Origin of the sequence: Christiangramia sp. (assembly GCF_029937855.1) — a bacterium.
Taxonomy (GTDB): domain Bacteria; phylum Bacteroidota; class Bacteroidia; order Flavobacteriales; family Flavobacteriaceae; genus Christiangramia.
On the sequence record NZ_JAPYPC010000021.1, the window covers coordinates 33975 to 55707 of the forward strand.

General features: G+C 36.3%; 24 protein-coding genes. 17 read left to right on the forward strand and 7 right to left on the reverse strand.

The window, feature by feature from the left end; translation table 11 throughout:
* Positions 1-38: 38 nt before the first annotated feature.
* Positions 39-611 (reverse strand): non-canonical purine NTP diphosphatase, encoded by a 573-nt coding sequence (locus Q1K34_RS11745; protein ID WP_300438919.1) that lies wholly within the window; start codon positions 609-611, stop codon positions 39-41.
* A 9-nt stretch (positions 612-620) separates the two neighbouring features.
* Entirely contained in the window at positions 621-1094 is a 474-nt protein-coding gene (rlmH, locus tag Q1K34_RS11750) for a 23S rRNA (pseudouridine(1915)-N(3))-methyltransferase RlmH (protein WP_300438923.1), read from the reverse strand.
* A 51-nt stretch (positions 1095-1145) separates the two neighbouring features.
* Here rlmH and nadC point away from each other — a divergent pair, with 51 nt between their 5' ends.
* The 5 genes from nadC to priA all read left to right on the forward strand — a co-directional run bounded on the left by nadC (position 1146) and on the right by priA (position 6534).
* Positions 1146-2003, forward strand: a complete 858-nt coding sequence (nadC, locus tag Q1K34_RS11755; protein WP_300438924.1) for a carboxylating nicotinate-nucleotide diphosphorylase — start codon at positions 1146-1148, stop codon at positions 2001-2003.
* 1 nt (position 2004) lies between these two features.
* Positions 2005-2928: a YihY/virulence factor BrkB family protein gene (locus Q1K34_RS11760; RefSeq protein WP_300438926.1), complete on the forward strand. Its 924-nt coding sequence runs from the start codon at positions 2005-2007 to the stop codon at positions 2926-2928.
* A 22-nt stretch (positions 2929-2950) separates the two neighbouring features.
* Entirely contained in the window at positions 2951-3511 is a 561-nt protein-coding gene (locus Q1K34_RS11765) for a chalcone isomerase family protein (RefSeq protein WP_300438929.1), read from the forward strand.
* A gap of 31 nt (positions 3512-3542) precedes the next feature.
* Positions 3543-3935, forward strand: coding sequence for a DUF2147 domain-containing protein (locus Q1K34_RS11770; protein ID WP_300438931.1), 393 nt, complete (start codon positions 3543-3545; stop codon positions 3933-3935).
* 145 nt (positions 3936-4080) lie between these two features.
* Positions 4081-6534: a primosomal protein N' gene (gene priA, locus Q1K34_RS11775; RefSeq protein ID WP_300438933.1), complete on the forward strand. Its 2454-nt coding sequence runs from the start codon at positions 4081-4083 to the stop codon at positions 6532-6534.
* Between the two features lie 53 nt (positions 6535-6587).
* Here priA and Q1K34_RS11780 read toward each other — a convergent pair whose 3' ends face one another.
* Positions 6588-7301 carry a LytTR family DNA-binding domain-containing protein gene (locus Q1K34_RS11780; RefSeq protein ID WP_300438936.1) on the reverse strand — a complete coding sequence of 238 codons (714 nt, stop codon included), beginning with the start codon at positions 7299-7301 and terminating at the stop codon, positions 6588-6590.
* A 164-nt stretch (positions 7302-7465) separates the two neighbouring features.
* Here Q1K34_RS11780 and rpsF point away from each other — a divergent pair, with 164 nt between their 5' ends.
* From rpsF to Q1K34_RS11800, 4 genes are all read left to right on the forward strand, one after another.
* A complete protein-coding gene (rpsF, locus tag Q1K34_RS11785) occupies positions 7466-7804 on the forward strand; it encodes a 30S ribosomal protein S6 (protein ID WP_300438939.1) in 339 nt (112 codons plus the stop codon).
* Positions 7805-7806: 2 nt separating this feature from the next.
* A complete protein-coding gene (rpsR, locus tag Q1K34_RS11790; protein ID WP_011709002.1) occupies positions 7807-8106 on the forward strand; it encodes a 30S ribosomal protein S18 in 300 nt (99 codons plus the stop codon).
* A 12-nt stretch (positions 8107-8118) separates the two neighbouring features.
* Positions 8119-8568: a 50S ribosomal protein L9 gene (rplI, locus tag Q1K34_RS11795; protein ID WP_300438944.1), complete on the forward strand. Its 450-nt coding sequence runs from the start codon at positions 8119-8121 to the stop codon at positions 8566-8568.
* 65 nt (positions 8569-8633) lie between these two features.
* A complete protein-coding gene (locus Q1K34_RS11800; RefSeq protein ID WP_300438947.1) occupies positions 8634-9107 on the forward strand; it encodes a DUF6495 family protein in 474 nt (157 codons plus the stop codon).
* A gap of 86 nt (positions 9108-9193) precedes the next feature.
* Here Q1K34_RS11800 and Q1K34_RS11805 read toward each other — a convergent pair whose 3' ends face one another.
* On the reverse strand, positions 9194-10432 hold the full coding sequence (locus Q1K34_RS11805; protein WP_300438951.1) for an ABC transporter permease: 1239 nt from the start codon (positions 10430-10432) through the stop codon (positions 9194-9196).
* Between the two features lie 135 nt (positions 10433-10567).
* Between Q1K34_RS11805 and hisS the strand changes: the two genes are divergently transcribed.
* Entirely contained in the window at positions 10568-11941 is a 1374-nt protein-coding gene (hisS, locus tag Q1K34_RS11810; protein ID WP_300438954.1) for a histidine--tRNA ligase, read from the forward strand.
* A gap of 4 nt (positions 11942-11945) precedes the next feature.
* On the opposite strand, the gene Q1K34_RS11815 is transcribed toward hisS, so the two are convergent.
* Complete coding sequence (locus tag Q1K34_RS11815; RefSeq protein WP_300438956.1) at positions 11946-12896, reverse strand: aldo/keto reductase; 951 nt, start codon at positions 12894-12896, stop codon at positions 11946-11948.
* Positions 12897-13114: 218 nt separating this feature from the next.
* Between Q1K34_RS11815 and Q1K34_RS11820 the strand changes: the two genes are divergently transcribed.
* From Q1K34_RS11820 to Q1K34_RS11830, 3 genes are all read left to right on the forward strand, one after another.
* Positions 13115-13669: a hypothetical protein gene (locus Q1K34_RS11820; protein WP_300438958.1), complete on the forward strand. Its 555-nt coding sequence runs from the start codon at positions 13115-13117 to the stop codon at positions 13667-13669.
* A 707-nt stretch (positions 13670-14376) separates the two neighbouring features.
* Positions 14377-15006 carry a hypothetical protein gene (locus Q1K34_RS11825; RefSeq protein WP_300438961.1) on the forward strand — a complete coding sequence of 210 codons (630 nt, stop codon included), beginning with the start codon at positions 14377-14379 and terminating at the stop codon, positions 15004-15006.
* Positions 15003-16025: an SDR family oxidoreductase gene (locus Q1K34_RS11830; protein WP_300438963.1), complete on the forward strand. Its 1023-nt coding sequence runs from the start codon at positions 15003-15005 to the stop codon at positions 16023-16025. Before Q1K34_RS11825 ends, Q1K34_RS11830 begins: the two co-directional genes overlap by 4 nt.
* A 161-nt stretch (positions 16026-16186) precedes the next feature.
* Here the strand turns inward: Q1K34_RS11830 and Q1K34_RS11835 are convergent, their stop codons facing one another.
* Both Q1K34_RS11835 and Q1K34_RS11840 read right to left on the reverse strand, forming a co-directional pair.
* Positions 16187-17398, reverse strand: coding sequence for a cation:proton antiporter (locus Q1K34_RS11835; RefSeq protein WP_300438966.1), 1212 nt, complete (start codon positions 17396-17398; stop codon positions 16187-16189).
* 153 nt (positions 17399-17551) lie between these two features.
* On the reverse strand, positions 17552-18034 hold the full coding sequence (locus Q1K34_RS11840; protein WP_300438969.1) for a ferritin-like domain-containing protein: 483 nt from the start codon (positions 18032-18034) through the stop codon (positions 17552-17554).
* 293 nt (positions 18035-18327) lie between these two features.
* Here Q1K34_RS11840 and Q1K34_RS11845 point away from each other — a divergent pair, with 293 nt between their 5' ends.
* The 4 genes from Q1K34_RS11845 (at position 18328) to Q1K34_RS11860 (ending at position 21730) form a co-directional block, all read left to right on the forward strand.
* Complete coding sequence (locus Q1K34_RS11845) at positions 18328-18741, forward strand: hypothetical protein (RefSeq protein ID WP_300438970.1); 414 nt, start codon at positions 18328-18330, stop codon at positions 18739-18741.
* On the forward strand, positions 18710-19420 hold the full coding sequence (locus Q1K34_RS11850; RefSeq protein ID WP_300438973.1) for a cytochrome P450: 711 nt from the start codon (positions 18710-18712) through the stop codon (positions 19418-19420). Before Q1K34_RS11845 ends, Q1K34_RS11850 begins: the two co-directional genes overlap by 32 nt.
* Positions 19421-19864: 444 nt before the next feature.
* A complete protein-coding gene (locus Q1K34_RS11855) occupies positions 19865-20599 on the forward strand; it encodes an SDR family oxidoreductase (protein ID WP_300438976.1) in 735 nt (244 codons plus the stop codon).
* A gap of 18 nt (positions 20600-20617) precedes the next feature.
* Entirely contained in the window at positions 20618-21730 is a 1113-nt protein-coding gene (locus Q1K34_RS11860; RefSeq protein ID WP_300438978.1) for an NAD(P)-dependent oxidoreductase, read from the forward strand.
* Positions 21731-21733 lie beyond the last annotated feature (3 nt).

A 21733-nucleotide genomic window follows, 5' to 3' on the forward strand; every position in this document is an offset into this window, starting at 1 on the left:
TTAAGTAACTGATATTCATAGTGTTGAATTTGTAAATCCTATTTAGATAAATATTCTATTAATTCCCGGAATGCGATCCCTCGATGGCTTATTTTAGTTTTTTCTTCCAATTCCATTTCAGCAAAGCTTAAATTAAATCCATCTGGTAAAAATAGAGGGTCATAACCAAAACCTTTTTCGCCTCTTCGTTCTTTTAAAATTTCACCTTTACAAATACCTGTAAATAGATTTTGGTCGCCCTTCAGGTTTAAGGCAATAACGGTTTTAAATTGGGCACTTCTATCCTGATGTTTTTTGAGCTGTTGTAAAAGTTTTTCATTATTGGCCTCATCATTCTTTGCTTCTCCTGCATATCTCGCAGAAAAAACTCCGGGTGCTCCGGCCAGAGCGTTTACTTCAAGTCCTGTGTCATCAGCAAAGCAATCATAGCCATAATGGTTTCTAACATATTCGGCTTTGATCATAGCATTCTCATCAATAGTCTTTCCTGTTTCTTCAATATCTTCATTACAACCAATATCGCTCAGTGATAGAAGTTCTATATGTTGAGGTAGGAGGCTATTAATTTCTTTGAATTTATTGGGATTGTGAGTGGCAAATACTAATTTCATAAGGTCTGGTTATCTATGGTGATAGGGTTCGTTTTTTAAAATGGTAAAGGCTCTGTATAATTGTTCCGTGAAGAACAATCTTACCATTTGGTGAGAAAATGTCATTTTTGAAAGCGAAATTTTAGAATCTGCTCTTTTAAATACATCTTCTGAAAAACCATAAGGACCACCAATGACGAAAATCAGCCGTTTTAAACCGGTATTCATGCGCTTTTGGATATATTTTGAAAAGCTTTCAGAACTGAATTGCTTCCCATTCTCATCCAGCAAAACCACAAAATCTGAATTCTGGACTCCCGAAAGAATTAATTCACCTTCTTTAGTTTTTTGTTGATTTTCATCCAGATTCTTAGTTTTCTTGAGATCAGGAATTATATCAAATTCAAATTTGATATAATGTTGAAGCCTATCAGAATACACCTTTATAAGGGTTTCCAGTTCTCGTTTATCTGTTTTTCCAATACAGACTAATTTTATTGTCATCCCGTGATTTTAGTGAAGACTTTACTACATTTACAAAAATAAGCAGAGAAAATGATCTCACGGGACCAATTTGAAAAAGAAATTGAATTAATTATTAAAAATGCGATTAGGGAAGATGTAGGTGATGGAGATCACAGTTCCCTGGCCTGTATCCCGAAGTCTGCTACAGGAAAAGCTAAATTGCTCGTAAAAGATCGGGGAATTTTAGCTGGGGTGGAATTCGCCAGGCGGGTTTTTAAATATGTAGATGAGGATTTAAAGATAGACCTTCAGATAAAAGACGGGGAGGCTATTAAAAGAGGAGATATTGCTTTTTATGTCGAAGGATCTTCACAGTCTATTTTAAAAGCTGAAAGACTCGTATTAAACGCGATGCAGCGAATGAGTGCTATCGCTACAAAAACTTCAGAATTTGTTCAGAAATTAGAAGGGACAAAGACAAAAATTCTCGATACCCGAAAAACTACGCCTGGGATTAGGGCTCTAGAAAAATGGGCCGTGAAAATTGGTGGAGGCGAGAACCACCGTTTTGCGCTATATGATATGATCATGCTTAAGGACAATCATATAGATTTTGCCGGTGGGATTACCAAAGCTATAGATAAAACCAAATCATATTTAAAAGAGAATGCTTTAGACCTTAAAATTATTGTAGAGGCCAGAAATATGGAGGAAATCAAAGAGATCTTAAAATCGGACGGTATTTTTAGAATTTTGATTGATAATTTTAATTACGAAGAAACCCGTAAAGCGGTAGATTTGATAAATGGTAAATGTCTTACTGAATCCAGTGGAGGTGTTACCCTGGAAACAGCCAGGGATTATGCTGAATGTGGGGTAGATTTCATTTCCAGCGGAGCTCTTACGCATTCGGTTCATAATTTAGATCTGAGCTTAAAAGCCGTATAATATGGCCTTAAAGGAAGTGATCAAGATTAAACTGGGAGAATTTTCTGATTGGTGGAAAAGAAAAACCAGAAAGATCATTCTACCGGGAATGGAAGGCTTGTCGCTTTATAATCTTTGGGTAATTTACTGGGGTGGTATTGTAAGGGGAACTTTTTCCACCAGGGCAAGTTCTATTGCTTTTAGTTTTTTTATGGCTATTTTTCCGTTTCTTCTCTTTGTACTTAATTTAATACCTTATATCACCTTTATTGACGATTTTCAGATAAAGTTTCTGGTTTTTATGAATGATCTTTTACCTCCGGAAACTTCAGATTTCTTCGGAAATATTTTTGAAGATATTGCCAGTACTCCTCGTGGCGGACTTTTATCTGCTGCTTTTATCCTTTCCATATTTTTAATGACCAATGGGGTTAATGCTATTTTTACCGGATTCGAGTTTAGTTACCATACCAAAAATAACCGATCAATTCCGCGTCAATATGCTGTAGCTGTGGGTGTTTCCCTTATATTGGCACTGTTGTTGCTAATATCAGTAATTAGTGCGGTATACATGACCTACGCTATTGAAGATCTAAGTGAATTAGGTATTCTGAATGCTGAAGGCTTTGGCGCCAACCTTATCCATTACATAGGATTAATCATATTAATTTATACAGCAGTGGCGATACTTTATTATTTTGGGACCAGGGAGGCGAGAAAGGCCAGGTTCTTCTCAGTAGGTGCTTTATTTACCACTGTTTTGATCATGATTACAACTTTTTTATTTAGCTTGTACATTACAAACTTTTCAAGTTATAATGAATTATATGGCTCCATTGGTGCTCTCTTAATATTGATGTTCTATATATGGTTGAATTCCAATATGTTACTTTTGGGTTTTGAACTTAATGCATCTTTGTTAAAACTTAAAAAGAATTTTAAATAACTTTAAATAAAATCAATTCACAATGAAAACACTACTAATTTTATGTATCGCCTTTATGAGTATTGGCGTAGTTTCTGCCCAAACAGAAGTAGGCGGAGTCAATCTTCCTAATTCTGAAACCTACCAGGGACAAAAGCTTCAGTTAAATGGGGCAGGGGTAAGGGAGAAGTTATGGATAGACCTTTATGCCGGGGGATTATATCTGGCAAAAAAATCTTCTGACGCTACCGAAATTGTTACTTCTAATGAGCCCATGAGTATTAAACTTCATATTGTTTCAAAACTTATAAGTAGTGAAAAGATGATTGATGCAGTAAACGAAGGTTTTGAAAATTCTACCGGAGGAGATACAAAAGCTTTAGCTTCAGAAATTAAGAAATTTAAAAGTTTCTTTATGGAAGAGATAAAGAAAAATGATGTTTTCGACATTGTTTATATTCCAGATACGGGTGTTTCGGTTTATAAAAATGACAAGGAATTAGGAACTATTGAAGGGATAAATTTTAAAAAAGCATTATTCGGGATCTGGCTTTCCAACAGGCCTGCAGATGATGATCTTAAAGATGCAATGCTAGGTAAATAATATGAAATTAACTCTATTTATAATTCTTTTAATGAGTATGGTGTTTCCTGTCCAGGCACAGGAAGTGCTGGGAAAATGGGAGAATACGAATAATGAAGGAAAAGTAAATTCTATCATTAGGATATATAAAAAGGGTGATAAGATTTACGGCAAAGTAGATCATATAATAAAAGAAGAAGACCGGAATCGTTTATGTACTAAATGCGAAGGCGATCTAAAAAATGTGCCGGTAGAAGGAATGGAATTAATGCAGGGCCTTAAGAAAGAAGGAAATGAATATGTAGGCGGAACCATTGTAGATCCAAAAACAGGAAAAGAATATCGCTGTAAAATTTGGCTGGATGAGCAAAATCCTGATATTCTCAATGTAAGAGGATATATTTCATTTTTTTATAAAACCAAAATATGGCACCGGGCTGAATAAAATCTAATAAATTAAAAGCTGCTCTTTAAGTTTCAGGTTACTTTTATAAAACTAAAGATTCTTAATAATTTTGAAATCAATAGTAGAGTAGAAGTAAGTTACTTTAAGAGCAGCTTTTTCTATTGTATTAATTAATTTGTTTTAAATGCCTTATTTCGCTGACCTTATTTTACCATTACCCCTTGAAAATCGCTTCACTTATAGCCTCAATAAAGAAGAAGCTGAATTTTTACAGAAGGGAATGAGATTAGCCGTTCCGTTTGGCAAGAATAAGATTTATACGGGTATTGTAGCCGAAATTCATCAAAATCCGCCGGAAGTATACGAAGCAAAACCAATTCATCAGATCCTGGATGAAAAACCTCTCTTAACCAAAGAACAGCTTGAATTCTGGCACTGGATCGCCAGTTATTATCTATGTGCTGAAGGGGATGTGATGCGTGCCGCTTTACCAGGTGCTTTCCTTTTAGAAAATGAAAGTATTGTAAAACTGTCGAAAAGTGCTGAAGTAAAAACTGAAGAATTAGATGATGATGAATATCTGGTGGTAGAGGCCCTGCAGCGACAGTCTTCAATGAAAATTCAGGAGATTGAGCAACTCCTGGATCGTAAAAAGGTGTTGCCTATAATAAATAAACTCGTAGCTAAAAGCCTGATAGATCTAAATCAGGAGATATATGAGCAATTTAAGGCAAAGGAGATTCGATATGTAAAATTGAATCCTGCTTATGAGGCCGAAACTGAAATGCATCAGCTTTTAGATGAACTTTCCAGAGCTCCGAAACAAAGGGAAATTTTAATGTCTTACTTTTCTCTCACTGCTAAATCCCGGAAACCTTTAAAAGTAAAAGAATTACTCAGCGAAGCTGGTGCGAGTACTACTGTTTTAAAAAGCCTCATAGATAAGGATATTTTTATAGAATTTTATCAGGAGACTGACAGGGTGGTTTTTGCCGGAGAAATCAATCAACACGAGATTAATCTTAATAAAATTCAACAGCAGGCATTTGAGGAAATACAGGAAAATTTTAAGAATGACCAGGTTTGTTTGCTCCACGGGGTGACCTCTTCGGGAAAAACAGAGATATATATCAGGCTTATTGAAGAAGTGATTAATAAAGGAAAGCAGGCTTTGTATTTTCTTCCGGAAATTGCGCTTACCACCCAATTAATAAAACGGCTTCAGAATTATTTCGGAGAAAAGGTCCTGGTCTATCACTCTAAATATTCCGTAAATGAAAGAGTGGAAATTTATAAAAAAGTCCTAGATAATTCTGAAAAAGGAAAAATTGTAATTGGGGCAAGATCCTGTATATTTTTGCCTTTTCGTGAGTTGGGCTTAATAGTGGTAGACGAAGAACATGAATCCAGTTTTAAGCAATTTGATCCTGCTCCCAGATATCATGCCCGTGATGCGGCTGTGGTGCTGGCGAATCTGTTTAAAGCAAATATTGTTTTAGGCTCTGCCACCCCTTCCATAGAATCTTATTTCAATGCCCAACATAATAAATACTCGTTGGTTGAATTGACCCGTCGCTTCGGAAATGTACTAATGCCAGAAGTTGAAGTAGTAGACATTAAAACTGCTCACCGAAAAAAGAAAATGACCGGACATTTTTCTGAAAGGCTGATCGAGGAGATTAAGGCGAGTCTGAAGGAGGAAGAACAGGTTATATTATTTCAGAATAGAAGAGGATTTTCTCCAATTTTGGAATGTAATACCTGTGGACACTCACCGCAATGCCCTAATTGCGATGTAAGTTTAACTTATCATAGTCATAATAACCAGCTAAGATGCCATTACTGCGGGTATCATATTGCCATGCAGCATCAATGTATGGCCTGCGGCAGTAATGAAATTTCGACAAAGGGATTTGGTACTGAACAGGTTGAAACCGAATTAAAAGCGCTTTTTCCGAAGCATAAGATTGGAAGAATGGACCAGGATACTACCCGTGGCAAACATGCTTATGAAAAGATAATCGAGGCTTTTGAAAACCAGGAAACAGATATTTTAATCGGGACTCAAATGCTAACAAAGGGTTTGGATTTCAGAAAAGTGAGTCTTGTAGGAATTATGAATGCAGATAACCTGCTTAATTTTCCAGATTTCAGGGCACATGAAAGAAGTTTCCAGTTGATGTTACAGGTAGCAGGAAGATCTGGTAGAACTAAAAAGCGGGGAAAAGTGTTGATTCAAACCTATAATCCGCATCATCAGATCATTCAACAGGTATCTACCGGTGCTTATGAAGAAATGTACAGGGAGCAATTAGAAGACAGATACCAGTATCAATATCCACCCTATTTCAGGCTGATACGCCTAACCTTAAAATGCCGGGATTATTCAAAAACCAATGAAGCTGCAGAATGGCTTGCCCGAGCATTGGAAAATGTATTTGACAGATATGTCCTGGGGCCTGAGTTTCCTCCAGTTGCCAGAATAAGGAATGAGTATTATAAGAACATCCTGATTAAGATTCCCCAAAAACAATCTTTAGGAAAAACTAAAAAGATGGTGCATCGTATTCTTAAGAGTTTTAAAGCTATTGGAGCGTACAGATCGGTGAAGACAGTGGTAAACGTAGATCCGCAATAAAAAAGCCATTCTAAAAATGGCTTTTAATTTTTTTAGAAAAAGAAGTTTCCTGGTTATTGCTGTATAGCGCTTAATGCTTCTACCAAATTTGCCTTTTTATGTCGGCTTAATGGTAACTTCTCTTTTTCTATTTCAATATTCTTACTGTTATACCGCTCAATTTTTTCAAGATTCACGATATAGGATTTATGAGTTCTTAAAAACCTGTCGTTCGGGAGTTGCTTTTCAAAAGACTTCATCGTAGCCAGTACCACGAAATTATCCTTTTCAGTCACAAACTTAACATAATCACCAAGCGCCTGGATGTATTTTAACTTGCTTAAAAATACCTTCCTGTTTTTTAGATTACTTTTTACAAAAATAAAATCGTCATCTTCAGGGACAGGAGTTTGATGTTTGAGCTTGTACAGATTAACTGCTTTATTTACCGCATTGTTAAATCTATCTTTAGTTACCGGTTTGTGGATATAATCTACCGCATCATAATCAAAAGCCTTAAAGGCATATTTTGTTTTACCGGTTACGAATATAATTTGTGGCTTATTTGGAAGGTTGTCCAATAGTTCAAAACCAGATAAGATAGGCATTTCAATATCTAAAAAGATAAGGTCTGTTTCGGTATCCAGTAGCCCATTCTTGGTTTCGATGGCATTATTATATTCGGCTACCAGTTTTAAATTTGGGTGATCTTTTATAAGTTTGACTATTGATAGCCTTTGAAGGCTAGAGTCATCAACAACAGCACATTTAAGTAAAACTTCTTCCACAGTCTAATAGGTTAGTAATAAACAATATTACTCATTAAAAATAAGAAATACAAGGTTAATAATTATTTCATCGTCAAAAATAGTGTTTTATCCTGCTAAATTTACTTTGAAATAAGGAATAATAATTCTATTTTTGCAGCCGATTTAATTTAAAGTAAATTTTTATGAACAATTATGAAACTGTTTTCATCTTGAATCCCGTTTTATCTGATGAGCAGATAAAGGAGACAGTTAAGAAATACGAAGATTTTCTTGTTTCTAAAGGAGCTGAGATGGTAGCTAAAGAAGATTGGGGCCTAAGAAAACTGGCTTATGCAATCCAACACAAGAAAAGTGGTTTTTATCACTTATTTGAATTTAAAGCTCCTGGTGAGGCTATTGAGCCGCTTGAGTTAGAATTCAGAAGAGACGAGCGTATGATGCGTTATTTAACTGTTAAGTTAGATAAGCATGCAATCGCCTGGGCTGAAAAAAGAAGAAAACGTAACAAGGAAAAAGCGTAACCATGGCAACATCTATTGAACAACAAGCAAAAGGAAAAAAAGACGGAGAGATCAGGTATCTTACTCCGCTTAATATAGAGACAACCAAAGCTAAGAAGTACTGTAGATTTAAAAGATCTGGTATCAAGTATATCGATTATAAGGATCCAGATTTCTTAATGGGCTTTGTTAACGAACAGGGGAAATTATTACCTCGTCGTTTAACCGGTACTTCTTTGAAATTCCAGAGAAAAGTGGCTACTGCTGTAAAGCGTGCTCGTCACTTAGCATTAATGCCTTACGTAGGTGATTTATTAAAATAAAAAGAGGCAGTTATGGAAGTTATACTTAAAAAAGACGTAGATAATTTAGGTTTTAAAGATGATGTGGTAGCTGTAAAAAATGGTTACGGTAGAAATTATCTTATTCCACAGGGATATGCTGAATTAGCAACTCCTTCTGCAAGAAAAGTTTTATCTGAAACTTTGAAGCAAAGAGCCTATAAAGAACAAAAGCATATAGACGAAGCTAAAAAACAAGCTGAAAAACTTAACAACCTTGAAATTAAGATGACTGCGAAAGCAGGAGCAGGTGATAAGCTTTTTGGTTCCATTACCAATGGAGATTTAGCTGATGCCCTTTCAAAAGAAGGTGTAGAAATCGATAAAAAATATATTAATATCGCTGGTGGTAACATTAAACGTTTGGGACAGTATGATGCAACTTTACGTTTTCATCGTGAAGTAGTTTCTAACTTTACTTTTGACGTTGTAGCCGACGCTTAATTGATTTTATTTATAGTAAAAAGCCTGCTCATTCTTTGAGTGGGCTTTTCTTTTTAAATTTCAGTATGAAATACGCAAGATTAACAAAAGAACAGTTTGAAGAAATGCATCAGGAGTTCATCAATTTCCTGGCTACACAATCTATCACTGCTGAAGAATGGGAGCAGATAAAGAAAAAAAAGCCGGAGACTGCCGAAGAAGAACTGGATATTTTTAGCGACCTGGTATGGGAAGGTGTTTTGAATAAAGTGGAATACCTGGAGCATTTTTCTCCAAACCAAATATTCTTATTTCATATTACTACAGCGACCATTGAACTTATAGCTATTAAAGTTGAAAACGAAGCGATAGATATTACTACAAGGGAAGGATACCAGTGGTTGCAGACTAATTTGATGGACGAGACGGTAAATATCTATACTTCTACCAGGGCTATAAGCGATGATAGGAATAAGGATATTTTTGCTTTGATCAAACAGGGAGCCAATATCACAAAGGGTGGATTATACGGCTATTTTAAGGATGTGGTTCAGGGTTAGCTTTATTAGTCAATTTGAAAATGAGATAATTTGAAAATGAAAATCTATCTTTCTATGACCTATTTTCAAATCAATGAATTTTCAAATTATTCATAACGCAGTGACTCAATAGGATCCTGCTTGGCAGCTTTTGCAGCGGGGTAACTTCCGGCAAGAATAGCTACTAGAATGGTAATTCCTGTTGCCCAAAACATGGCCTTCCATGGTGTTGTAAAATCAAAATCGAGAGAGGTAGCTACCGCATAGCCTATTCCTATTCCAAGTAGAATTCCCAGTAAACCACCAATCTGACCGATAACCAGGGTTTCCAAAAAGAATTGAGTGGCAATAGTATTCTTCTTTGCGCCTAAAGCTTTTCTTACTCCAATTTCACGGGTCCTTTCTGTTACCGTTACCAACATAATGTTCATTAAAGCTATGGATGAACCGAAAATAGTGATAATAGAAATGATCCAGGCAGCAATATTTAAAGCTCCTGTTATTGATAGAATTCTATTGATGAGATCGTCGCTTCTTTCCAGCCCGAAATTATTTTCCTCCTTCGGGTTTAATCCTCGAATATTTCTGAAAGTGATGATGGCTTCATCCATAGCAGCATCCAAAAGTTCTTTGTCTTCCACTTTCACACTAAGATTGTAATTGATATTTGGCTGGGAAAAAAGGGATCGGGCATGTTGGATAGGTATAAAAACCCGAAGATCCTGGTTATTGCCGAAGGTACTTCCCTTAGATTCCAGCACACCAATGACTTTAAATTTTGCCCCTCTAACACTAATGGTGCGATTTATCGGGTCAAATCCTTTAAATATACCATCTTTAAAATCTGAACCGATCACCGCCACATTATTATTGTTCTGAATATCGAAGACATTAAATTCCCTGCCATCTTCCACATTTAAACCTGAGTTTTCCAGGTAGTATTCGTTCACCCCCAACACAGAAATTTCTGGGTCGGTCTTTTCATTTTCGTATTTAATTTCTGCGGAACCGGTTCCTGTAAAGGAAATAGCCGTTTCCGTATACGGATATTCAAACTTTTCTTCAAATTCTTTTACTTCCCTGTAACTAATAATAGGATTTACTTTACGCTCTTCATTTCCAAAACTTTGTGTCCTGAATTCATATCGCTGAAGATTGAAAGTATTGGATCCCATGGAAGCAAAATCCTTGCTAATCGTATTTTCTAATGCCGCCACTGCACTTAGAATCCCAACGAGAGCGGTAATACCAATAGCGATGATGAGAACGGTGAGGATAGTTCTTAATGACTGATTTTTAATGGAATTAAGGGCGATCCTTATATTTTCCCGAAAGAGTGAAAACATGGCTTGAATTTTCTTGGCTTACCGGTTAGACTCTAAAAATAGAACTTTGTTACTTAAAATTTCAAATAAGTTTGGGTTCGCTTAAAAATTAAGATATTTGCATTCCTAATTAGCAAATGCAGCTTAGAACATATCATGGCACAAAAACCATCTATACCAAAAGGAACAAGGGATTTTTCCCCGGAAGAAGTAGCGAAAAGAAATTATATTTTTCAAACTATTCAATCTGAATTTAAAAGCTTTGGATTTCAGCCAATTGAAACGCCAAGTTTTGAAAACTCTTCTACCTTAATGGGAAAATACGGAGAAGAAGGTGATCGTCTGATCTTTAAGATCCTGAATTCCGGGGATTTTCTGAAAAAAGCTGATAAAAAAGCTTTATCAAATAATGATAGCCTGGGCCTTACTTCTTCTATTAGCGAAAAGGCTTTACGTTATGATCTAACCGTCCCTTTTGCCAGATACGTGGTACAACATCAAAATGAGATTGAATTTCCTTTTAAGCGTTATCAAATTCAGCCGGTTTGGAGGGCAGATCGTCCACAAAAAGGAAGGTTCAGGGAATTCTTCCAGTGCGATGCAGATGTGGTAGGAAGTAATAGCCTGTGGCAGGAGGTAGAATTTATTCAGCTATATGATGCTGTGTTTAGTAAATTAGGTCTTACCGGCGTAACCATAAAAATTAATAATCGAAAAATTCTTTCGGGCTTTTCAGAAGTAATAGGGGAGCAGGACAAACTTATCGATTTTACGGTTGCACTGGACAAGCTGGATAAAATAGGCGAGGAGGGAGTAAAAAAAGAAATGCGCGAAAAAGGCATTTCTGAAGAAGCGATTACTAAAATCCAGCCTATTTTCAATTTAAATGGAAATTTCAGTGAAAAGATAACTGGACTGCAAGATATATTGGCCGATTCAGAAACCGGACAAAAAGGTATTTCAGAATTACAATTTATTCAGGATGCAATTAAGGAGATGCCACTAAAAATTGCTCAATTAGATCTTGATGTCACGCTGGCGCGCGGATTAAATTATTATACAGGAGCAATTTTTGAAGTAGCTGCTCCAGAAGATGTGAAAATGGGATCTATAGGTGGCGGTGGCCGTTATGATGATCTTACCGGAATTTTTGGTTTGAAAGACATGAGCGGTATAGGAATCTCTTTTGGACTGGATCGTATTTACCTGGTTCTTGAAGAACTAGGTTTATTCCCTGATACCGTCACGCAAAATACCAAAGTTCTTTTTATCAATTTTGGTGAAAAAGAAGCTTTATACGCTATGCAAGCCGTTAGAAAATTAAGGGAAGAGAATATAACGGCAGAACTCTATCCCGATGCAGCTAAAATGGGTAAACAAATGAAATATGCCGATAAAAGGGATATTCCTTATACGGTTTTAGCCGGCGAGGAAGAAATGAATAGTCAGAAATTCACTTTAAAACACATGAAATCTGGAGAGCAATCCAGCCTAGATTTCGATACGCTTAAAAATAAGTTATCTAGCTGATTTATTAATCACTAACCTGATTAAGATGATCCATTTCTTTATCTGTTAGCTCGTTAGCAATTGCTTCTTCAAAACTTTTAAAGTGTCCAAGTTTTGTAGCACTGGCAATGGGTGCCGTAATTCCCGGTTTTTGCATGATCCACCTTAAAGCCACCGCTGCCTGAGATATATTATGCTGAGCTGAAACCTCCTTTAAAGCCTTCAAAATATTTTTTCCTCGATCATTAAAGTAATCTTTGAGGAATTTCTCGCGATTGGTTCCTTTGATATCCTTTTCTTCGGAATATTTCCCGGTAAGGAATCCGCTGGCGAGGGAGAAGTAACTGGTTACTCCCAGATTATGATGTTCGCAAATTTCACGGATTCTTCCTTCAAATTTATCCCGTACCATTAAATTATATTCCGGTTGAAATACTTCATATTTAGGTAAATCATTTTCTTCGGAAGCTTTTAAAGAAGCCTTTAATCTTTCGGGAGATAAATTAGAAGCTCCTATATATCTTACCTTTCCCTGATCTATTAATTTTTCATAAGCTTCCAGCGTTTCTTCCACAGGAGTTTTTTCATCGTCCCAATGGGTGAAATATAGGTCGATATGATCTGTTTCCAATCTGGTTAATGAATCTTCAACTGCTTTTAAAATATGGGTTTTTGAAATATCCTTATCCCCACCCTGCTGCATACTGGAGCCAACTTTGGTTGTGATTATAAGTTTATGACGATTTCCTCGTGCTTTCATATATTTCCCGATGATGCTTTCAGATTCTCCTCCCGAGTTTCCTTTAGCCCAACGCGAATAAACATCGGCTGAATCTATCATATTAATTCCCATGTCCAGTAAATGATCCATTAATCGGAAAGACTCTTTTTCATTTGCCGTCCAACCAAAAACATTGCCGCCAAATATTATAGGAGGGCATTCTAATCCTGTATTTCCTAATTTTTGTATTTTCATAACCTTTTTTCTATTCTGCTTTTTGTTCAAATTCTTTAAACTATAAAAGTTTCTTCTGAAGATAATAAATCAAATTTGACCGATAGAAATTTTATAATTTCTTAACTAGGTTATTAATTTTAAAATGCTGGCATTGATTAAAATTTAGATAATTTTAAAAACGCCTTAACACTAAAAGGTTCAATAATTAGCTATTTTGAAGTTGAAAAAAAATTGAAATGAAAAATACAATTTATATCCTCCTGTTCTGTTTGATCGGTTTCAAGGCAAATTCACAGAAGATTGCTGAAAAATTCACCCTTTCTCCTGCCGGTTTTGAGGATTCGGTTATTATGGAATATCCAGGTAAAACCGATTCAAGATTATATATGGCCGCAAAAAGATGGGCGGAAAATATTATTTCTAATACAAATGATGCCAAATCAAGGGATATAAAAGATCAATATCTTGAATATAAAGTCTTTGCTCCTCAAGCTTTTTCTATTACCGATAATGGAAATACCTATACCTGGGACGCCATGTTTGACCTGGCTTTTAGATTTCAGGATCAAAAAATTCGTTATGATGTGGAGATAGTGGAACTTTCCAGTCCAGATGCGCCTACGTTTCAAATCGTGGGAGGTAGAAATGACTGGGCTTTTTATGCTGAAAACAATCAGCCTTATCCTTTAACTTCAGATGCCCGGAAAATAATGGAAGAAATAGTGAACGATTTTATAAGAGGAGTTTCAGCCTATGTAAATCGAGATGCAGAGATTCCGGTTAAAAAGTAAAACTTACTTTTAAAAGGAAGATTAAAAAAAGCCTCTAGTTATAACTCCATTTTTTCCACTTTTTTGAAATTTTATACCTCTAAAATGATATCCTTCCCGTTTTGGAAAAAAAAGCATTTTTATCTACCATTAGAAAATATGCAACGAATCGCTAAATACAGATACTTTTGTTGATAAACTTTTCGGCAACTGGAAATGAAAACAGGATTTTAAAATGCCGAATGTAGGACGGTGAAGCTTGAATAAGGTTCGTGCAACTAATTCTTAAATATTCCTGCTGGAAGTTAAAAATAATTAAAACTGAAATAACTTAGCATAACTTTATAAGTTCTGCGAAAAGCTCATTCCTATCTTTATATTATAAATATTAAATCAATTATTTATGAGATATTAAAGAGGAGGACTTTCTTTCTCATGCGTTCTCAAAAAAGAAGAACATGGCCTAAAATGGGATACATACGTAAAATAGGAAGTTATTTCTAGTTCATGACCAACCAAGAACTTTTTAAGAAGCAAGAGAAATTATTAATGATAATAAGGAAATGGCTGGCCACAATATAAGCCTTTGTCTTCATTTCTGTCGGTTTGCCTCCATACCATTGTCAGAACCTCAGAATTCTTTAGCGGGAATTCCAGGATGCTGAAAATTTTATCTGATCAACCTTGAGATATATGACGAATAAAAAATCCAATTTAATTGAGAAATTATGGACATAATAGGATGGATTAAAAGATTAGGGAAGGGAAAAGAGAAAAGCTCCCTCAAACAGTTAAAAGACAAAAGTTATAGTAGCGAAAATAAATTTGATTCCCGAGAGCTTGCGAGGGAAAAGTTTGTTCGATCTAAACAAAAGTTGTTTGAGGTGAACAGGTGGTCTGAATTGCCAGAATTGTCAGCAAAATTTCAAATATATAATTCTCATGGAAAGAAGAAGGAGAAATTAAAAGTACATGATTATATAAAAATCGAATTACCGCTACCTTCTCCCAATAATTGGGTATACGTAACAGCTATTAAGAATGAAGATGATTTTGCGGAATTTACTGTTAGTCCGAGTAAAGATCCAACCGATAGAGGTGAATTAAAAAAAGAAATAAAACATTTCTTTATAGATGAAGCTACCAGTACCTTCAAAGTTACTTTGGAAGAGAATACTATTAAAGGTTTTGAAATTGGTAAAAATGAAGCAGTTAACAATAAGGGGGGTTCTGCAGGCAAAAGAAAATTAATTAACACCCTAATAGCTGAAGGTGCCTGGGCTGGTTTTCAGAAACTTCAGTGGAAGAAGTTGACAAAATATTTTGTACACAAAATTGAAATAAACAACAAACTATGAAATTATCAAGTAATAACAGAAGTGAACTTCAGGGGTGCGTGGTAATCACCGGGGGCTCTGCCGGCGTAGGTAGGGCAACTGCAAAAGAATTTGCGAAAAAAGGCGCTAGAATTTTACTTATTGCCAGAGGTAAAGATGGGCTGGAGGGCGCAAAACGGGATGTGGAAGAATGTGGTGGAGAGGCCTGGATATATATTGCCGATGTAGCAAATGCCCGGGAGATGGAAGAGGCGGCAAGCTTTGCTGAAGAAAATCTTGGACCTATTGCTATTTGGGTTAATAATGCTATGGTGAGTGTTTTTAGCAAAGCCATTGATATGAGTCCGGAAGAATTTGCCAGAGTTACCAATGTTACTTACCTGGGACAGGTTTATGGTACCCTGGCGGCATTAAAAAGAATGAAGCAAAGAAATTCAGGCAAAATAATTCTGGTAGGTTCTGCGCTTTCCTATCGCGGGATTCCATTGCAGTCTGCCTACTGTGCTTCCAAACATGCCATTCAGGGATTTTTTGAATCATTGCGTGCGGAGTTATTACATGATAATCTCAATATAGATCTTTCCATAGTACATCTGCCGGCAATGAACACTACACAGTTTGGCTGGGTAAAGACGAGGTTTACCAAGAAACCCAAACCTATGGGTAAAATTTATCAGCCAGAGGTTGCAGCCCGTGCCATTGTAGAGGTTGCTGAAAGCGGGGTACGGCAGAGAATGGTAGGATATCCAACGGTACAAACCATCTGGGGTAATAAATTAGTGCCTGAATTTTTAGATCATTATATGGCTAAAAATGGTTTTGATGGCCAGCTAAGTGAGAAGGCAGAAGATCCCGATAGGCAACATAATCTTTGGGAACCTGTACCAGGGGATCAGGGGGTTCATGGTGATTTTAAGAACATAGCACAGGATTACAGTACTTTTGATGAGGTTTATGAACACAGAAGAATAATTGGAGTTTTTGGGATGGCTATGCTCGGAGTTGCGCTCTTTACAAGATTTCTTAAAAAAGAACCATAACATTTTAATTTTCAGTATTCTTAATTCTGATAAGCCTTAATTTGATATTCCTGGGTTCAAGTATTGAAAAGAAATTAAAAATTACCGAAATGACCAGGAATGGTTTCAGGTAAGACATTGAAATTTATTTCATTAAAATCTGCCATCAAAAAGTCGGGCTATTAGTGATCATTTTTTAAACTATGATACCATTTTTGAAAAGGTACACTACTAATCCCATGTATAATGGTAGAAGCAACTACTATAAGGCTGGGAATCACCCAGGCAGATTCCATGGCTAATTGTTCTTTGGTATGCAGGGCATAATAAATTGCCGCTACTCCAATGGGACCGAACCAGCCCATGAAGAGTAGGTCTTTTTTTCTTTTCTTAAATTTTGGCATAAAGGGCCCAAGAGCAAAAAATCCTGGAATTCTTCTAAAAAGGATGACCAAAACTACGATCCCTATAGCCTTCCAGCCCAGGGCCACATATTCCTGCCAGGGCAAAACCAGGCCCAGGAGAAAATACGCCGGGATTGTGAAAATTCGCTCCATGGCTTCCTGCACCCGTTCTTCCTGCACATCTTCATTTTCAGAAATTACTCGTGAAAATGCCAGTCCGCCGATGAAGACAGCAATAATTCCGTTCATATTCAGCAGATTTAATCCTTCAAGTAAAACAAAAGACAATGCAAGTGAAAAGGGTAAAAATGATTTTTTGTTCATATATCCCTTGATATTTGCTTTATGCATCAACAAACCCGCACCGTACCCAGTAATATAAGCGATTACGGCACAGAGAATGGTTTTAAATAGCAACACCTCCACTATCCATTTACCTATTGGAAAACTATCTGCCTGAACAAGAAATATTCCAGCAAAAACCAAAGGAAATGCAAGACCATCATTTACTCCAGCCTCAAATGACAAGCTATTCCTTATAGAAGATGGCAGGTATTTTTCTGCCAGTTTTCCGGTAACAATCGTAGAGGCCACCACGGGATCTGTTGGAGTAATTATCGCTCCTAACAGCAAACATTCGGCAATACTCAAATTAAAAACCAGGTATAACAGGAAACTGCCGCTTAGCCACATTAAAAGCATACCCCCTATTACAAGAAATGTCTGGGTCTGGAAATTCCTGCGGAAGAAACTTTTTGGTATACGCAAAGCGGTTGCCATTAATGCCATCGCTATGGTAAATTCAGAGGTTTTTTTTAAGACCGGTAGTGAACTGGTAATATCTAATTCTATAACACCTAAAATTTCAGGACCTAAAAGAATTGCTATTACTATAGACAAAAATGGCTCGGTAATAAATATTTTCTTAAATTCTGAAAAAAATGTTCCTGAAATTAAAATAAGAACTCCCACAAAAAATATAATCAGCATTAAGTTCATAGTCTATTCAGTTGATATTATAAGGAAAGGTATTTAAAGTCTGTGCAAATAGGAAGTTTATAGAATGCTATTTTGCTAGTTTTCAAAAATTTCAGAAAAAAAGCCTTCATTTAAGAAAGCTTTTTTCAAGTGAATTTGGCTAATTTATTTTGCCTTTTGATTAATCCTTGATTTAGCCAACTGCTTCAATTTGTCATCGGCTGAATATTCCTCATCAAGCGTGCTTTTCAGTTTTTTAGCAATATCATCATAGCCCAGCTCTTCTGCATAAGTGGCTACAGAACCATACCCGGCAATTTCGTAATGTTCCACTCTCTGAGCATCTGCAATGAGGCCGGCATCTTTCGTGTCATCATCTGAGACTTCTTTAAGAAATTGTTCAGCTTCTTTTATGAGGCCCTTCATAGCCTGGCATTCTTCGCCTTTGGGATTAATATCCAGTTCCTCACAAATCTCTTCCAATCTTTTTTTATGGCCTTTGGTTTCTTCCAGATGTTCTTCAAAAGCTTTCTTTAAATCAGAATTAGTGGTGTTTTTTGCCATTTTAGGCAGTGCCTCTATAAGCTGTGATTCAGCACTATAAAGATCTTTAAGCTGGTGTTCAAATAATTCTTTTAAATTTTTCATCACATCGATTTTTTTAGTTTACATAAAATTAAAGAGGTCTTCTACCAATATCAGTTAAGCGAATTGTAAAGCTTTGTTGTGCAAATGCTAAAAGAGTTATTACGATTCTCTGGTTATCAATATCGTAAGTGATGAAACCATCATATTTAGTCGTTGTTTATATTAATTGAATGATCTGAAGCAGGTTAAAATAAGTTAAAGCTAGAATTATCAGCGTTTTAGCTTTTAAATTTGAGGTTCCTCTTTAAGATAAATTCATTCTATTCCTACACGTAACTCTAAAGCAAAAAGCTATGTTGGATACCATAGGAGTGTTATATGATGGATATGACTATTTCCGGAAGAAATTTTCAGAAAGTCAAAAAGATCTTATTGAAGCCCGTTTCTTTTTTCAAAAAGTAGTTGTCATAAAAGGAGAGGAGGGAGCAAAAATATTTTACGATCATACGAAGTTTAAGAGAAATGGAGCTACTCCAAAACGATTTCAAAAAACCTTGTTTGGGGAAGGTGGTGTACAGGGTTTGGATGGGCAGGCGCATTCCAAAAGAAAAAAGCTTTTTATGCAGGTGATGAATGTGCGGGCTTTAAAAAAAATAGAAAAAAAATTTAAAAAAAAAGCTGCAGATTGCCATTCTCGATTGGGAAGTGAAAGGAGAAATGGAACTTTTCTCAGAAATGGAACTTATTTTAATGCGAACCGCCTGTGAATGGAGCGGAGTTCCCTTACAGCAAGAGGAAGAAAAAATGCGAACCGGGCAAATGCACAAGATGATCCAGTCTTCAGGAGCAATTGGTGTAAAGCATTATAAAAGCCGTCTTGCGAGATCAAAAAGTGAGGCCTGGATTGAAAGTTTAATAGAAAATCACTCTTACCGGAACAATTCTATTTTTGGTCTTTTCATCTCCTGTCTATATCGAAAAAGTGATCCCGACAGCAAACATACAGCTGCGGTAGAGATATTAAATCTATTAAGACCTATAGTGGCTGTTGCCAGGTACATTACCTTTCTGGCGCATGCGAGGCATCTTTATCCAGAATACCTTTTAAATACGGAGAACGAAAAAGATCTGCATTTTGTTCAGGAGGTAAGAAGATTTTATCCCTTCTTTCCTTTTATAGCGGCAAAAGCCAGGAAAGATTTTAGTTGGAATGATTATGATTTTGAGATGGGTCAAAAGGTGTTACTGGATATTTATAGTACCAATCATGATCCTAAGTTTTGGGAGGAACCGGAAAAGTTTAATCCGAAACGTTTTAGTAACTGGGAAGAAAATCCATATTCATTTATTCCGCAAGGTGGAGGTTCTCATGAGCAGCACCATCGTTGTGCCGGAGAATGGATTACTATTGGTCTTATGAAAGCAGCACTTAAGTTTTTTTTCTGATATGAGCTATGAAGTACCTCTCCAGAACCTTAATATTAAGCTAAATAAAATACCTGCGATTCCTGAAAGCAGGTTTAGAATTTCCAATATTCATAGTTTCAAAAATAAATAAGCTACAGGATACATAAACTTTTTATATTAAATAAAGTGCTCAATTGCACATTAATATAACACATTTCACTTTTTATAGAAGTTTAACTTTTTATTATTAACATTTTTAGCAGATAATCATCAGAAGCATCTTCAGCAGTGACTTAACTCAGTTTTTTACTTTATTATAACTTCTGGTTATATTAAGAAACGTTTACCTATTTGTTAGTACTTTTTTGTAGTTCCTGCTGCTAATTTTGGCATATAAACAATTGGAATTGAATTGCTTCCATAGGAAATTTGGTTATACACCAGGTAAATCGTGTTTTTCCGCTTTATATGGATATGATAGCGATGATAAATTTTGTTGAAACCGATATTTTGAAAGAATCTGTTACAAATAGAATTTTAATCACTGGGGGTTCCAGCGGAATAGGAGCTGCGATCGCTGAAAAATTCCACAAAGAGAAATGGAAGGTTTTCATTGCAGATAGGGATGAGCCGAGAGCAACTTTTAATGAAAATTATTTTTTCTGTAAAACCGATGTGACCAGGGCAGAAGATATTGGGGATTTATACCAGTCAGCTAAAGAAAATATAGGAATTCCGGATGTATTGGTGATCAATGCGGGAAGAGGAATTCGCGAGAAACTATTGGAAGGAGATCCTGAAAAATGGCAGCAGGTGATCGATACAAACTTAATGGGAGCTTTAAGATGTATCAGGGCTTTTGTACCGGAAATGCTGGAAAGAAAAAGCGGTAATGTGGTATTTATCTCTTCCGTAGCAGCAAATCAGCCACACGAGTATGGAGGAATTTATAGCGCCAGCAAAACAGCTTTAGAAGTCATTGCAGAAACTTTAAGACTGGAAACCCTGCCACATCTGAATGTTACGGTGGTAAGTCTGGGAATTACCGAAACCAATTTTTTTAAAAATGAAATTTCGGGCCATACTTCAATAGAAAAACTGAATATGGGTAGTATAGAACCGGAAGAGGTTGCGGAAGATGTATTCTATGCAGTAAACAAGAAGAAAAATACAAGTATTAATAAAATTATAACCAGACCATTAAAACAGAATTTCTAAACAACCAAAAAATTTTTTATGATCAAAAAAGTCTTAGTAACCGGGGGGGCAGGTTTTATAGGTTCTCATCTTACCGATGAGCTTATTAACTGCGGCTATGAAGTACGAATTTTAGATAATCTTTCTAAACAGGTTCATGGAAAGGAACAAAAAAAACCGACCTATTTAAATCCTAAAGCAGAATTTCATATAGGTGATGTTCGGGATAAACAGGCTGTTCAATATGCCCTGAATGGTGTGGATGCTGTTTTCCATTTTGCAGCTATGGTTGGTGTGGGTCAAAGTATGTATCAGATAAGGGATTACACCGAAGTTAATAATGTAGGGACGGCGACTTTATTGGAATGTCTTATAGAAAAACCGGTAAAAAAACTGGTGATGGCTTCCAGTATGAGTATTTACGGTGAAGGTCTATATAAAGATTCCAATGCTAATCTTATTACAGAATGTGAACGGGAATTGGAAGACCTGAAAAATGACAAATGGGAGATGTATAAAAATGGAAAAGAATTGCAGCCTATTCCAACTTCAGAAGATAAAAAACCAACCTTAGCTTCTGTGTATGCACTCTCCAAATACGATCAGGAGCGACTGAGCCTAATCACCGGCAAAGCCTATAATATCCCAACCACGGCACTTCGATTTTTTAATGTTTACGGAACGCGACAAGCGCTATCTAATCCTTACACCGGTGTTCTGGCCATTTTTGCTTCCAGGCTTTTAAATAACAATCCGCCGATGATCTTCGAAGACGGAAATCAGAAAAGGGATTTTATCCATGTAAAGGATGTGGCCCGGGCTTGCCGGCTGGCCATGGAAAAACCCGAAGCAGATGGCGAGGTGCTGAACATTGGGAGCGGTAATCAATACACTATCACTTATATAGCCAACCAACTTGCAGAGGTGATGAATAAGGATATCCCTCCGGAAATTACCGGAAATTATCGTATCGGCGACATTCGCCATTGTTTCGCCAATACATCCAAAACTGAAAAAGTTCTCGGTTTCACTCCTGAAGTCGATTTTAAAGAAGGTCTTCTGGAGCTTGCTCAATGGCTAAAAGGAGAAATAGCCGAAGACAATGTAAATAAAGCCAGTGATGAACTGGCTGAAAGAGGATTAACCGTTTAAGAA

Bases quoted from the DNA above. Each gene is read 5' to 3' on its own strand.
- Q1K34_RS11745 (WP_300438919.1), bottom strand. From the start codon at position 611: ATGAAATTAGTATTTGCCACTCACAATCCCAATAAATTCAAAGAAATT.
- rlmH (WP_300438923.1), bottom strand. From the start codon at position 1,094: ATGACAATAAAATTAGTCTGTATTGGAAAAACAGATAAACGAGAACTG.
- nadC (WP_300438924.1), top strand. From the start codon at position 1,146: ATGATCTCACGGGACCAATTTGAAAAAGAAATTGAATTAATTATTAAA.
- Q1K34_RS11760 (WP_300438926.1), top strand. From the start codon at position 2,005: ATGGCCTTAAAGGAAGTGATCAAGATTAAACTGGGAGAATTTTCTGAT.
- Q1K34_RS11765 (WP_300438929.1), top strand. From the start codon at position 2,951: ATGAAAACACTACTAATTTTATGTATCGCCTTTATGAGTATTGGCGTA.
- Q1K34_RS11770 (WP_300438931.1), top strand. From the start codon at position 3,543: ATGAGTATGGTGTTTCCTGTCCAGGCACAGGAAGTGCTGGGAAAATGG.
- priA (WP_300438933.1), top strand. From the start codon at position 4,081: ATGCCTTATTTCGCTGACCTTATTTTACCATTACCCCTTGAAAATCGC.
- rpsF (WP_300438939.1), top strand. From the start codon at position 7,466: ATGAACAATTATGAAACTGTTTTCATCTTGAATCCCGTTTTATCTGAT.
- rpsR (WP_011709002.1), top strand. From the start codon at position 7,807: ATGGCAACATCTATTGAACAACAAGCAAAAGGAAAAAAAGACGGAGAG.
- rplI (WP_300438944.1), top strand. From the start codon at position 8,119: ATGGAAGTTATACTTAAAAAAGACGTAGATAATTTAGGTTTTAAAGAT.
- Q1K34_RS11800 (WP_300438947.1), top strand. From the start codon at position 8,634: ATGAAATACGCAAGATTAACAAAAGAACAGTTTGAAGAAATGCATCAG.
- Q1K34_RS11805 (WP_300438951.1), bottom strand. From the start codon at position 10,432: ATGTTTTCACTCTTTCGGGAAAATATAAGGATCGCCCTTAATTCCATT.
- hisS (WP_300438954.1), top strand. From the start codon at position 10,568: ATGGCACAAAAACCATCTATACCAAAAGGAACAAGGGATTTTTCCCCG.
- Q1K34_RS11815 (WP_300438956.1), bottom strand. From the start codon at position 12,896: ATGAAAATACAAAAATTAGGAAATACAGGATTAGAATGCCCTCCTATA.
- Q1K34_RS11820 (WP_300438958.1), top strand. From the start codon at position 13,115: ATGAAAAATACAATTTATATCCTCCTGTTCTGTTTGATCGGTTTCAAG.
- Q1K34_RS11825 (WP_300438961.1), top strand. From the start codon at position 14,377: ATGGACATAATAGGATGGATTAAAAGATTAGGGAAGGGAAAAGAGAAA.
- Q1K34_RS11830 (WP_300438963.1), top strand. From the start codon at position 15,003: ATGAAATTATCAAGTAATAACAGAAGTGAACTTCAGGGGTGCGTGGTA.
- Q1K34_RS11835 (WP_300438966.1), bottom strand. From the start codon at position 17,398: ATGCTGATTATATTTTTTGTGGGAGTTCTTATTTTAATTTCAGGAACA.
- Q1K34_RS11840 (WP_300438969.1), bottom strand. From the start codon at position 18,034: ATGAAAAATTTAAAAGAATTATTTGAACACCAGCTTAAAGATCTTTAT.
- Q1K34_RS11845 (WP_300438970.1), top strand. From the start codon at position 18,328: ATGTTGGATACCATAGGAGTGTTATATGATGGATATGACTATTTCCGG.
- Q1K34_RS11850 (WP_300438973.1), top strand. From the start codon at position 18,710: ATGGAACTTATTTTAATGCGAACCGCCTGTGAATGGAGCGGAGTTCCC.
- Q1K34_RS11855 (WP_300438976.1), top strand. From the start codon at position 19,865: ATGATAAATTTTGTTGAAACCGATATTTTGAAAGAATCTGTTACAAAT.
- Q1K34_RS11860 (WP_300438978.1), top strand. From the start codon at position 20,618: ATGATCAAAAAAGTCTTAGTAACCGGGGGGGCAGGTTTTATAGGTTCT.